11 protein-coding genes are annotated in these 12950 nt (G+C 39.2%); 4 read left to right on the forward strand and 7 right to left on the reverse strand.

Going from position 1 to position 12950, the window contains the following annotated elements; genetic code table 11:
* Positions 1-93 precede the first annotated feature (93 nt).
* Positions 94-696 carry a PilZ domain-containing protein gene (locus ACNSN3_RS05295; RefSeq protein WP_010389613.1) on the reverse strand — a complete coding sequence of 201 codons (603 nt, stop codon included), beginning with the start codon at positions 694-696 and terminating at the stop codon, positions 94-96.
* A gap of 287 nt (positions 697-983) precedes the next feature.
* On the opposite strand from ACNSN3_RS05295, the gene ACNSN3_RS05300 reads away from it, so the two are divergent.
* From ACNSN3_RS05300 to ACNSN3_RS05310, 3 genes are read left to right on the forward strand one after another with little or no spacing between them, the layout of a single operon-like run.
* A complete protein-coding gene (locus tag ACNSN3_RS05300; protein WP_010389615.1) occupies positions 984-1541 on the forward strand; it encodes an RNA polymerase sigma factor in 558 nt (185 codons plus the stop codon).
* Positions 1538-2614, forward strand: coding sequence for a FecR family protein (locus ACNSN3_RS05305; RefSeq protein ID WP_055011781.1), 1077 nt, complete (start codon positions 1538-1540; stop codon positions 2612-2614). The genes ACNSN3_RS05300 and ACNSN3_RS05305 overlap by 4 nt, the downstream gene beginning before the upstream one ends.
* A gap of 9 nt (positions 2615-2623) precedes the next feature.
* On the forward strand, positions 2624-5656 hold the full coding sequence (locus ACNSN3_RS05310) for a TonB-dependent receptor plug domain-containing protein (RefSeq protein WP_418608708.1): 3033 nt from the start codon (positions 2624-2626) through the stop codon (positions 5654-5656).
* A gap of 65 nt (positions 5657-5721) precedes the next feature.
* Here the strand turns inward: ACNSN3_RS05310 and ACNSN3_RS05315 are convergent, their stop codons facing one another.
* The 6 genes from ACNSN3_RS05315 to ACNSN3_RS05340 form a co-directional block, all read right to left on the reverse strand.
* Positions 5722-6165 (reverse strand): ferritin-like domain-containing protein, encoded by a 444-nt coding sequence (locus tag ACNSN3_RS05315; RefSeq protein ID WP_418608709.1) that lies wholly within the window; start codon positions 6163-6165, stop codon positions 5722-5724.
* A 171-nt stretch (positions 6166-6336) separates the two neighbouring features.
* Positions 6337-7275 carry a LysR family transcriptional regulator gene (locus ACNSN3_RS05320; protein WP_008468187.1) on the reverse strand — a complete coding sequence of 313 codons (939 nt, stop codon included), beginning with the start codon at positions 7273-7275 and terminating at the stop codon, positions 6337-6339.
* Positions 7276-7291: 16 nt separating this feature from the next.
* Positions 7292-9010: a bifunctional isocitrate dehydrogenase kinase/phosphatase gene (gene aceK, locus ACNSN3_RS05325; RefSeq protein ID WP_109874828.1), complete on the reverse strand. Its 1719-nt coding sequence runs from the start codon at positions 9008-9010 to the stop codon at positions 7292-7294.
* 183 nt (positions 9011-9193) lie between these two features.
* The gene (locus ACNSN3_RS05330) at positions 9194-9685 is read right to left on the reverse strand and encodes a DUF4124 domain-containing protein (RefSeq protein ID WP_109874827.1); all 492 of its coding nucleotides are present in this window, start codon (positions 9683-9685) and stop codon (positions 9194-9196) included.
* Positions 9686-9830: 145 nt separating this feature from the next.
* Complete coding sequence (locus ACNSN3_RS05335) at positions 9831-11327, reverse strand: DUF3413 domain-containing protein (RefSeq protein ID WP_418608710.1); 1497 nt, start codon at positions 11325-11327, stop codon at positions 9831-9833.
* A 5-nt stretch (positions 11328-11332) separates the two neighbouring features.
* Positions 11333-11545 carry a DUF1414 domain-containing protein gene (locus tag ACNSN3_RS05340; RefSeq protein ID WP_008109847.1) on the reverse strand — a complete coding sequence of 71 codons (213 nt, stop codon included), beginning with the start codon at positions 11543-11545 and terminating at the stop codon, positions 11333-11335.
* A gap of 63 nt (positions 11546-11608) precedes the next feature.
* Here ACNSN3_RS05340 and yejK point away from each other — a divergent pair, with 63 nt between their 5' ends.
* Entirely contained in the window at positions 11609-12625 is a 1017-nt protein-coding gene (gene yejK, locus ACNSN3_RS05345) for a nucleoid-associated protein YejK (protein ID WP_109874826.1), read from the forward strand.
* Positions 12626-12950 lie beyond the last annotated feature (325 nt).

Below are 12950 nucleotides of genomic sequence, written 5' to 3' on the forward strand. Positions count from 1 at the left end.
CTAGTTTAGCAGTTCAATTACAGCTAAGTCACTTTTAAATAAACGTTTGAACTACAATTTAAAGCGATTTAAACAGGTAAATAAACACTCGTGTTACTCGTTTGAACTCTCTTTCGCTTTTTCAAGTTGTTGGCGCTTTTTAAGTTGGCGTGTTTGCGCATGTAAACTGGCTCTAACAACCAACTCTTGATCACTGTCTCTTATTGATACGAATAGCAGGGTATACTGGTAATGCTCATTGTCTTGTTTTTCTATAGCAACAACTTCGCTATAACAATACACCGCAGAGGCTTCATGCTGTAAAAACAGTTTGGTACGAAATTTCTGACCTAATGTGTACAAATGTTCACTGGTAAATTTAATTCCGCCGCCGCCATAACTATCGCAATAAATTGAGTTATCTTCAGGTTGTTCTGAAGCTAAAATATGGCTCATGATCAAATCTATCTTACGCGACTGGGCTTGTAAAAACGTCGTCAGTTCTTGGGCAATATCTCCTAAGTTACGCAAAGGGCCTAAAGCGCTTTGATCTAAACTACTGACTTCGTTAGCAAGTTTAAATAAAGGCGGAATATCTGCGTCTAGTTCAGCCAAACTTTTTGGTACCACTGCGTCATCTACGGCAAATAGATTGACGCGATTGCTCTCTTCAATTTGAAAGTAAAGCTCAAAATCAGCTAATTTTTGATTATTCATTTTTAACTCCTAGCCTCTATCCGTTAATAGTAGCGTTGCGGTTATTAAATTACTACACAGCAACCCAATAAAAATTAAGCTAAATAAGGGTTTGGCTTCACTATAAAAACGCTAGGGGTGCTACTTTTTATACAGCCATAATGATTAAGAACATAATAAATATTAATACATTTATACTGAGTACGTATATTCGCAACTAATAAATAACCAATAATTAACAAAATGCCTTGTAATTAACCATAAAACTCGTAATCTTACCTTAATAATAATAACAAGGGACTACCCACGTGGCTCGAGGAATTAAATTAGCCAGTACATTCTCAGATATATCCACGCAACTGCGGCGCTTTGTGTCTAAAATTGTGTTACCTGACGATGTTGATGATATTGTTCAAGAAACCTTTGTTAAAAGTTATGAAGCAGAGCTAAAACAAGATATTCAATACACCCGCAGCTATATGTTGAAAACAGCTAAACATCTCGCCCTAAATCATATAGCTAAATGGGATAATAAATTTAGTACTCCTTTAAATCACGAAACTGAACTTCCTAAATTGCTTAAATCAATGCAATTAGAAGATGAATACACCTCCAAAGAACGTTTTTTACTATTTTGTCGTGCTACTGAGCAGCTAAGCCCTGTAGTGAGAAAATGTTTTATATTAAAAAAAGTATATGGGATGAGCCAAAAAGAGATCGCACAGCAAATGCAGCTAAGTCAAAGTACGGTAGAAAAGCACATTGCTAAAGGGCTACTAAACACCATGCTATATATGCGCGATCAAGTGCAAGATGAGAGTGAACATTGCCAACAAAGTGCGAACATAGTGAGGGCAGTAAAATGAGTAACATCCATCAATTTACTTCAAAAGAATTAATCTTAGAAAAAGCATCGCAATGGATAAGTGCGATTGATCGTGGCTTAAGTACACAAGAGCAAGAGCAATTTAAACTGTGGATGCTACAAAGCACGGCTCATCAGAATGCGGTATATGAATTAGCACAATTATGGGATGACTTAAGTGTGCTTAACGAGCTCAGCGTATTGTTTCCTAATAAGCACTCTGCAGGCATTAAAACAAAGCCTTCCTATGTATATGGTATTGCGGCAAGTGTTGTTGCAGCTTTAATGATGTGCAGCTACTTTTTGCTGAACATGGGGAGCAACTTTAACCAAAATTTAGCTAAAGTAAATTACACAAAAATTTATAAAACAAAGGTTGGCGAGCAAGCAACCTATGTTTTACCAGATGGCACAATAGTTCAGCTCAATACTAATAGTTCACTAGAAGTCGCTTATAGCCAAGGACGTAGACAGTTATTACTAAGCCGTGGAGAAGGGCGTTTTAATGTAGCTAAAGATGCATCACGCCCGTTTAGTGTGATGGCGGGGGATAAAAGCTTTACCGCACTTGGTACAGTCTTTAATGTTCAGCGCAATACCTCATCAGATCTCGAGTTGGTAGTCACTGAAGGTAAAGTGATGATCACCGATCCTAGCGTTGCCGTTAATGCTGACGATTTTAAAGCGTATCAGCAAGCTGATAACAGCAATCACGAAATCCGCCAGATCAATGCCAATATAGTGATATCGGGTGAAAAAGCTATTATTGAACAGAGCGTAACTAAACCAATTACACAATTATCGGTTGATGACGTACAACGCGATTTAGCATGGCAAAATGGCATGTTGATATTCAATGGCGAGCAACTGGTTGATGCCTTAAACGAAGTTAGCCGTTATACCGCCACGCGATTTGAACTGTCATCTGATGAATTAGCGCGTATTAAAGTGGCTGGCGTGTTTAAAGCGGGTGATGTCGCAGGGCTTTTAGAGAGCTTACAAAATAATTTTTCAATTGAGCATGAGCGTTTAGGCGAGCATGTTGTTAGTTTAAAATATCAAAAAAAGTCATAGGTAATGGTAATGAAAATCACGCCATTGTTAATCAATGTTACTCATAAGGGTTTAAAAAGTAATTTAAAGATTAAAAAAATGATAAGAACCTATAGAGGATTTTTGTTTGCTAACTGTTTATATAAGTTGCGCAGTAACCATATGTGTTATTTAAGCCCGTTGGGACTCGTTGCACCGCTGTTTTTTAGTATCAGTGTGCATGCGAATCAAATGCAGGGGCAAATGATGCAGTTTGATATAAAAGCGCAACGAGCAGACAAAGCCTTAATTGAATTTGCCAAGCAAACTGAACAAACAGTGGTTTTTTCGTACGAACTTGCTAAACAGTACCAGGCAAATTCGTTATATGGATTTTATTCTCAACTCGATGCGTTAAACGCATTGTTAGCTGAGACTGAGCTCGATGCGGTTGTTGATCAAAATGGTTTACTGAGTATTAAACTCAAACAAATCAATAGGAAAGATAACAACATGATGAAGCTTTCAGGAGTTAGTGCTGCTGTATTACCTGCTTTACTTGCAGTTAATTCACAAGGAATAAATGCCGCTGAACAAAGCGCAGAACAAAACATCGAAAAAATTGCTATTGTAGGTAGTCGTGTCGCAGGACGCTCAGTTGAAGACTTACCTGTCCCCGTTGATATTTTAAGTGCAGAAGCACTCGAAAATACCGGTCAAACTGAAGTTGGCCGCATGCTTCAAGCTATCGCACCTTCTTTTAACTTTTCAAGTTCATCTATTAGTGATGGTACTGATGCATTAAGACCCGCAACCTTACGTGGCCTTGGCCCGGATCAAACATTGGTATTGATCAATGGTAAGCGTCGTCATCAAGCCAGTATTATCCACATTAATACTTCTGTTGGTCGTGGTACTGCGGGTACTGACATGAATGCGATTCCAGCCTCAGCCATTAAACGTATTGAAGTACTGCGCGACGGCGCTGCGGCTCAATATGGTTCGGATGCAATTGCCGGTGTTATTAATATCGTGCTAAAAGATGGCAGCGAAGGTGGTAAAGCGGCCGTTAACTACGGTGAGTACTCTGAAGGTGATGGCGAAACCGTTAATATCGACTTTAATAAAGGCTTTGCTTTAGGTGATAACGGTTATTTAAATACAACTATTAACTACCGTGATCGTGCACCAACTAACCGTGCAGGCCTTCATGGCTCATGTCAGTTCTATGGCTGTACTGAACTTTCTGATGGTACCTTGCTTGCAGGTGATCCACGCGAATTAACCGCACCGCGTGATACATTCAGAATTGGCGATGCTGATTCTCAACAATTTGGTTTAACAGTTAACACCGGCTACGAATTAGGAGCGGGTGAACTATACGGTTTTATTACCTATTCAACTCGTGATAACGAATCAGCAGCATTTTTCCGCCATAATGCTAATGCAGGTGGTAACCCGGTACTTCAAGATGGCGATGCAACTATCCCAGCTGGTTTTTTACCTAAAATAAACACCACGATTGACGATATTTCATATAACTTTGGTTATAAAACTGAATTTGATAACGACTCAAGCTTAGACTTATCGTACACCTATGGTGAAAACAGTATTGACTACACGACCAGCGATACAATTAACGGCTCTTACGCGAATTTTTTACGTTATGACCAAGGCCTAAGTGCAGCAGATATTCGCGCCACGATTCCACGTCAAGGTTATGCTTATGGCATGGAGCTATCACTGCAAACGATCAATCTTGATTTTACTCAAAATTTTGATGACTACTCATTGGCAATGGGTGCTGAAATTCGTACCGATGAGTACCGAATTTTAGAGGGTAGTGAATATGCATATCGCGATTACGATACCAACAACGGTGTTAATATTTACGATGGGCTAAGCGGTGGTATTGGCAGCGAAAACGCATCCGGTGGCACACAAGGCTTTGGTGGTTCATCGCCAGCGTCGTCGGTTGATGAGTCGCGTGATGTGATCTCGTTTTACTTAGACGCTGAAGCTTACGTTATTGAAGATGTAATTATCTCAGGGGCGTTACGTTACGACAATTACAAAGGGTTTGGCGATACAGTTAACTTTAAACTAGCCGGTAACTGGTCAGTAACTGAAGATATTTCACTTCGTGGTGCGCTAAGCTCAGGCTTTAGAGCACCTTCAATGCAGCAGTTGTATTTTAACAACATCAGCACACAGTTTGTTGTAGGCCCTAATGGTAACTTAGTGGCTGAAGAAGTGGGCACCTTTAGAAACGATTCAACCCTTGCGCAAAGTTTAGGTATTCCTAAGCTCACAGAAGAGAAATCTCAAAACCGCAGTTTAGGTATCGTTTATAACGTAAGCGATAATATTAATGTAACCCTAGATTACTACTCAATTGATATTGACGACCGTATTGTAATTAGTAATCGCTTAGGTAAAGGCTTATCAAGCGGTCTTGATGCTGCGTTATTAAGTTCAGGTGCGGGTGCAGGGCAGTTTTTCTTAAATGGCGCTGACACTGAGACACAAGGTATCGACTTTGTGGCTACATGGAATACAGAAGGCCTTGGCGGCACGCTTGATTTTACATTAGCGGCTAACTTTACCGCAACCGATGTGGTGTCGTTATTTACACCAGCAGGCTCTGGTCTTGAAACCGTGCCAGTCGATGATGTGTTTTCTGATCAAGAAATTTCTATTATTGAAGAATGGCAACCAGAAGATCGGATTAACTTAAGTGCGCTTTATCGTCGCGACGACTGGACCGTAAACCTATCGCTTAACCGTTTTGGTGAGTACACAGTGGAAGATGGCGGCCGCCAGACTTACGGTGCTGAAATTTTAACTGACATCAAAGTAAATTACTTTGTGACTGACGATTTATCAGTAAATATTGGCGCAAATAACTTATTTGATGTTTACCCAGATGAAAACACCATAGGTAATTCACGTTCAGGCACAATTGTAGATGCTCAAGGTAACACCATTGTCAGCAGCGATGGTGTATTTAAGTACTCACGTCGTTCAGCGCCATTTGGCTTCAACGGTGCTTACTACTACGTAGGTGCAGAGTACCGCTTTTAATTAATAACTCTCCTATTGTTATTTAACAACCAAAGGGCCGTAAGGCCCTTTTATCGTTTTTAAACTTAATGTTTTTGCATTTTACTCATTTCAGCATGGCAGCTCTGCATAGTAAGTAATACTTTTGATAACGCTGCTTCACAATCATGAGACTGAGGCTTTTTCAACGCTACTTTAATTTCTTCTAAGGTTTTATCTTCTACTTCCTCAAGCTCTTTAACGTAGGTTTGATCGTTATTGTTAGCAAATTTACTAATCAAAGTAGTAAATGCACGGCGTGCTTCTACAACAAACGACGAGCCATCTTCGCGCTCACCTTGTTGATTAATTGCGTAAGGTTGTAAACTCTCCACACTGACTATACGAGCGTCAATCATACGTTGGAATAGGGCTCCTATAGCGGGGTCTTGTACTTTATCTTGTGCTGTTTGGTAAAAGTCGATGCCGCTATTCATTACTTGGATAATGTCGGTAATATGATTAATTTCTTGTCCTTGATGGGTGCTCATAATAATGACCTCTGTTAATTTAAAATACAGTCATTACTAAGCAAGCGCTATTCCAAGTAGGTTTTGTTTTTTAAGCTTTTGTATTTTATGGTTTTTAATTTTTTTAATAGTTTGGTAGGCTTGCTAACTAAGCGCTAGCAAGCAAATTTTACATTAAGGTATGTAAGAAGGTTATTTTAGCTCATCCGCTACTTCAGCTACTTTTTGGCGTAACCAAATATGACTAGCGTCTCTGTGTAATAAAGGGCTCCATATCATATCAAGTTCAAATGGCGGGATAGGAAAGGGTGGCTCCAGTATTTTAAGCCCAGGATCGTCTAAATAAATATTGGCCGCTTTTGAGGGCAAAGTCGCAACTAAATTTTTCTCTTTGGCTAAGTGAACAGCCACATGATAGTTACGAGTAAAAGTGGCAATATTACGGTGTTTACCAAAATGCGCCAGTGCCTCATCAACCCAGCCCAGCTTCTGCACATCTTTAGGGTCCATCCCCACACCAACACCAAAGCCTGTTTTACTTACCCAAATATGGCGAGCTTTTAAATAGCTGTCTAGGCTAAAGTTTTCAATAATGGGGTTATCTGATTTTACTAAACAACAAAAGCTGTCTTTCCAAATACGTTTATGATGAAACGATTGTGGTAAATTTTCAAAGCGGTTAATCGCCATATCAACTTTACCGTTTTCAACATCGTGAAAGGTAACATCACTAGGAGTTAAAATATCTAAGGTGGTGTCGGGCGCTTCTTCGTGTAGTTTCCCTAATAAACGCGGTGCCATGGTACTGGCCGCGTAATCACTGGCCATGATCCTAAACACTCGCTTACTTTGTTTAGCTTCAAACTCACGATTAGGTGCCAGCGTTTCTTCAAGGGTCATCAAGATTCCACGAATCACAGGCTGCAACTCAATAGCACGCTCAGTCGGTACCATACCATCGCTGGTACGCACTAAAATAGGATCATTAAAAAGGTTACGTAGGCGTTTAAGTCCGTTACTCATTGCCGGTTGAGTAATGCTAAGCTGGTTTGCAGCACGAGTAACATTACATTCGCGCAATAATGTATCGAGGTAAACCAGTAAATTTAAATCTATTTTACTTATATTCATTGTGTGTCCTTAACGTTTACCAATAATGGATAAAACGCTGTGCTGTAGGATAGGGATAAATATGACTCACCTTTCCATTTTTTATATTTTGTTGTGCTTGTTTCCAAAAGTTAACATCAAGTAATTCAGGGTGCGTGCTAGTTAAAAATTGTTTATATGTTGGATTAGGCATTACAAAGGTACATAGCTGCTCTGGAAATACATCTTGAGGTGCAACCGAGTAACTTTGTTCGTCCATTAAATAATCGTCATAACTTTTTGCTTTAGGTAGCGCTCTAAAGTTCATGTCTGTTAAATATTGCACTTCATCGTAATCATAAAAAATAATCCGTTTGTGCTTACTTACACCAAAGTTCTTTAACAGCATATCGCCAGGGAAAATATTCACGGCAATCATTTCTTTAAGCGCCTGCCCATACTCTTCAATGGCATCGGCGGCACTTTTTTCGTCTGCATTTTCTAAAAACAAATTAAGCGGTGTCATTCGCCGTTCAATGTATAAATGTTTTATGATTAACCAGTCACCCTCAATCACCATCGATGAGCCAATGGTTTTGTGCAACTGTGCTAACAAGTTACTATCAAATCGTGCCAAAGGAAATACGACGTTTGAATACTCTATGGTGTCGGCCATTCGCCCTACACGGTCGTGGCTTTTAACCAGTTGATAGCGTTTTAATACCGTTTCGCGACCAAATGGCTTACTTTCGCCAAATTTATCTTTGATGACTTTAAATACATAACCAAATGAGGGCAGGGTGAATACCATCATCACCATACCCGGTGTACCCGGAGCAATGGTAAATTCATCATTAGAATGGGTTAAATGATTCAAAAACTCACGGTAAAACTCAGTTTTCCCTTGTTTATGAAAACCAATGGCGTTGTAAAGCTCGGCGAGGGTTTTATTAGGCATAAGTTGATTTAAAAACCGCACTAACGCTGAGGGGGCGTGAGTTTCTACCATAAAGTAAGCTCGTGCAAAGCCAAAAATTACTCGCATTTGCGATGACTTAGTCAGTAGGGCATCAAGATATAACCCCTTATCTTCATGGTGTAACACGGCAATAATAAAAGGTTGAACGCCGCTTTGCGAAACGACACGTCCTACAATATACGCGGCTTTATTGCGGTAAAACGGCGTGTGTAATATATCAAAACGCATTTGCCAATGCTGGTGGTGAGTATCGGGAGCTTGCTTATAAAACGCTTTTACTAATAAACGAATATCACGCTCAAGGTTGACAAAATCGGCTTTAAAATCAAAGTGGTTAATAATACGTTTAATTGTTGGTTTTAAACCATCCACGACGGGGAAGTAGCTTCTGTATTCTGCTTCTACAGGCACTGAGGGCGCATCTTTGAGTGTCGCTTCAACAAAAATAAAGTCGTTATGAAAATAGCGGCGGTGGTATAAGCGGCAAAATACAGAATTATAAAATGTTTCGGCAAGCTCAGCCTGCGGGTGAAAACATAAAAAATGCTGGTAAATTTTTTTTACTTCAAGCCATAAACTTTCGTTTAGCTGGTCTGTTTGTTGACGTTCACGTAAGGTTTTTGTGGTTTCGTTAACTCGATCATCATAATAGCTAATACGTAGGCGGCTAATATCATTGATTGCTTGCCAATCTCTTTTAGCAAACGCATAAGGTGCTTTTGCTGTTGTTCTTTGAAACAGCAGGTAATGTTTTTTAAATCCGGTTAAAATTAACTCAGCAATTTGGCGTGGTTGCATCAGTACTCCTTAATTGACGCCTTTAGGTGTTTAGCAAAGTGCCGGTGGATACCATTTAATTTGTAAAAGCGGGTCAAAGGAAATTGCATCACTAAACACGTATTAGAGTTCGTACTCTACGGTTGTTAAGGGTATGTTATTTTATGTTTAAAACCAAGCTAATTAAGATGATATTTATTTAAGTTAATTAGAGTCTGCTTGGTAGGCATCAATCTTTTTTTGTAATTTCTTAATTCGCTTTTCAATTAACGTTTTATCTTTCTTATACTGCTTATCTAAACTTTTTTGCGTTTTTTTAATATCTTTACTAATTCGTTTTTTATCATCCGCACTTAATATATGATTTAACCGCTGTTGTTGTTTAAAATCAGCTCTGTCTTTCTCTCGCGAAAGTATAGCGAGTTTATGCTGGTTACTGCGTAGCTCCGCCTCTAAGTTAGTAATTATGGTGTCGCGTTCAAGTTCGTTTAACTGCTTAGTGTAGTTTATTTCTTCACCTGCTTGTTTTGGCTCAGTGGCAGTTATTTTATGAACGGTTGCATTGTTACTACAGGGTAATTGTGAAAAAGTAGTCCCTTCTGGGGTTACGCATTTGTAATAGGTGGTTTGAGCTAATGCAAGAGAGCTAAAACATAAAATACAGACAGTAATGATCAGATTAATAACGCTGAACATAATGATTATCCTTTGTATATTCTGATCGAGTTAATAATTTTTAATGATAAAAACTATAACCTAGCTTGGGGGGATAGCAAGTGCAAAGGAGTAATAACAGAAACTAAGCGAGTCAGTTTTAATGACTCGCTCGTATTATGAGGTGCTATTGAGAAAATGTTTTAAGCTTTTTAATACTGTGCACTAAAAACGGAATATCAAGTCCTTGCTCAATTGAAAACCCTTCAGCTGCGGAAATATTTCTAAAGTTTCCATCACGATCAATCAGCGTAATTCTATCTTTTTTATAAGCAATTACGACACCTTGTGAGTAATTAACGCCAATATTATTACTTTTATTGTATAAGTTTTTCCCTAACATTGTCTGCTCTGCAAGCGTATTACAGTTTAAGTATTGGCCAAGGCTAGTAGCAAGAATGTCACTAGGTTGAATTAAGCCATTCACTTTAGAAATAAACTTATCTGAGCTATACAAGGTTGACGTGGTCACTATTTCATTGCTGTTTTGAGACACACTAAATGCAAAAAACTCAGTAGTGTCATCGCGTATAGTCGTATTTTCATTCGCTTTAATAACCCTGATTGCGCCATCTTTGTGTGCTTGCTCGTTAATAAAGCTCAGCTCATCAATACCAAATACTTCTACACTGCGGCGTTGGCTTTGCCAAACAGGTAACGTTTGTTGCTCAATAATATCGGTTTTATAAAATGCAGGCAGGCCATAGACTAAACCAAATAGCATGTCGCTATGATCAGTGGGTTGTAAAAACTGCTGATTTTTATAAATGCCTTTTTTGCTAGCAACAAATTTTGCTAACTGTTCGTCATTATCAAACACTAAAATATCAACTTTAGCAGCGTTGTAATTTTCACATTTTGCTAATGGGTTAGGTATTTGGTAATTAATACCTTGGTTATTAATTTTAACGTTATGCGCTTGTTCGTAGCTTTCAACATCCAGTAAATCGTTTTTAGCGAGTAAGCTCTTTGCCGTAGTCGGGTACGAAAGCGGTAATACATTGTCTTGCTTTGTAATATCAAACTTTAAATTTGCATCAGCCCAAATATGAATACTGTGGCTTAATGCAAAACAGATGACTAAAAAAGAACCGGCATAACGGGCAAATTTAAACTGCTTTAAACGCGCTAGGTGGTGCCAGGTAAAGTTACTAACTGTAAGCTGAAATCCTAAAATAAGTAATACAATACTGCCAGCTAACAAGGTAGTGAGCGCAGGAGAATTTGTTAAGCGGTGCCACAACAGCGAAATAATTTCAGGCAGCGCTGAGGCATTTAAGTGATAGCCTAAGTTAAAATACACATAAGCGTCCAAAGTCAGTATTGAAGCACCTATTGTTGCTATCACTGCCGCCATACCACGAATATGCTGCGGATAGGGAAACACTAAACTTAAAGGAAAAACCGTCAGCACAAACGCTAAAAAGGCAATAAAGCTGGTGTGGCTTAGCCACGTAACCACCATATAAGCGATACCTATAAAAGTGGTGGGTGGCGAGTCGGCAAATAAATAGCTTAAGCTAATTAAAAGCGCTAAACCAATATTGGCAAATGTAAACCAATGGCCCCAACTTAATAATTGACTTGCTTTCGATGAAAACTGGTTATGCTGCGATAAATTCATAGAGTTTATTTAACCGACTGAGCGAGTGCTTTTGCAAAGTTCTCAGTAACAGCTTGTCTTTTCCCTGTTGGTACATGCTCTTTTAAGATATGCGTGATAGAATTTCCTAAACACATAAGACTTAAATCAACCGGCGCATTGTGTTTTGATAAAACATCAATAAGCTGATCGACGATTTGTTCTACTTCTTCATTAGAGTATTTTGATAAGATTGGCATCAGTTGGTTCAATAAAAATAGTTATATTCCCGTATTTTAACACCAGAGGCGTGAAAAACAAAGATGGCAATAGATGTTAAAAAATTAGTCGTGCACTATGTAGACAAAAAAGATGACGACACCCAAATTCACCTTCGCAACGACGAAATGATGATCAACGACAAAGTTGCTGTATTCATTGAGCAATTACACCACGCCTACAACGGCAAGCCAGGCAAAGGTTTTTGTGCTTTTAGTGGAGAAAAAAACAGCATTGTTGCCTCTACTATGCAAAGCTATCGTAATAATGAGCTTGGCTTTTGGCATATGACCGAGCAGGCATCAACGGTATTAAAAGAAGAGTTAGATAAATACGCCTTTAATGAAACTGGCTACTTAGTATTTTGTCATTATCAGTACGTGGCTACTGATTATATGTTGATTGCCATGATCAACATTAAAGAGCACTACTCCATGACTTCAGAGCTTGATTTAGCCGCATCGCGCCATTTAGATATTTCGCGTATGCAATTGGCTGCTCGCATTGATTTAACAGCATGGGATACCCAAGCAGACGATAATCGATATATTTCGTTTATTAAAGGTCGTGCAGGGCGAAAAGTGGCTGACTTCTTTTTAGATTTCTTAGGTTGTGAAGAGGGCATTGATCCTAAGCAACAAAGCCAAGTAATGCTAAGCGCGGTAGAAGACTACTTATCAGAGCAAGAATTTGATAAGTCTGAAAAAGATGATTTACGTAAACAAGTATTTGATTATTGTAACGACTGTGTCACTACTGGCGAAGAGGCTAATGTAAGTGAGCTTTCAGCAACGCTGACTAAAGGCGACGACAACCCGTTTGAGAGCTTTTGTAAAGAGCAAAGCTATGACCTAGAAGAGTCATTCCCAGTCGATAAGAAAACAGTAACGAGTATGGTGAAGTTTTCAGGCTTAGGTGGCGGTGTGAGCATTAGCTTTGAGCGTAAGCATTTAGGTGAACGTGTAACATACAACGAAGCAACAGATACACTGGTAATAAAAGGCATTCCGCCAAACCTAAAAGACCAACTGCAACGTTTCATGGAACAAGAGCAAGATTAAACTCACGGCGGGCTGTGAGCTATGGGTTTCGGGCTCAGGCTCGTAACCCGATCCCCACAGCCCGTTAACCTTCGATTGTAACTTTACCCTCTAAAAGCGCAGCGTCTCTTAGCTCTCTTTGTGCATAATTTTCTTAAGATCTAATTGCACGGAGAGAAGAGAATGAGGATTAAATGAGAAGATAAAACAGGTATTAGCAGATAACTGGTAGACGTAGAGCTTGCTCACGTGTGAAGCGAAGCTTCAAATGTTTTAACCTTAACCCGCTCCTCGCAGCCCGAACCCCGTTGCGAGTTACATAAATATCAGGCATTAAAAAACCGCG

Source organism: Pseudoalteromonas sp. US3C1004 (assembly GCF_048401065.1).
Taxonomy (GTDB): Bacteria; Pseudomonadota; Gammaproteobacteria; order Enterobacterales; family Alteromonadaceae; genus Pseudoalteromonas; species Pseudoalteromonas undina.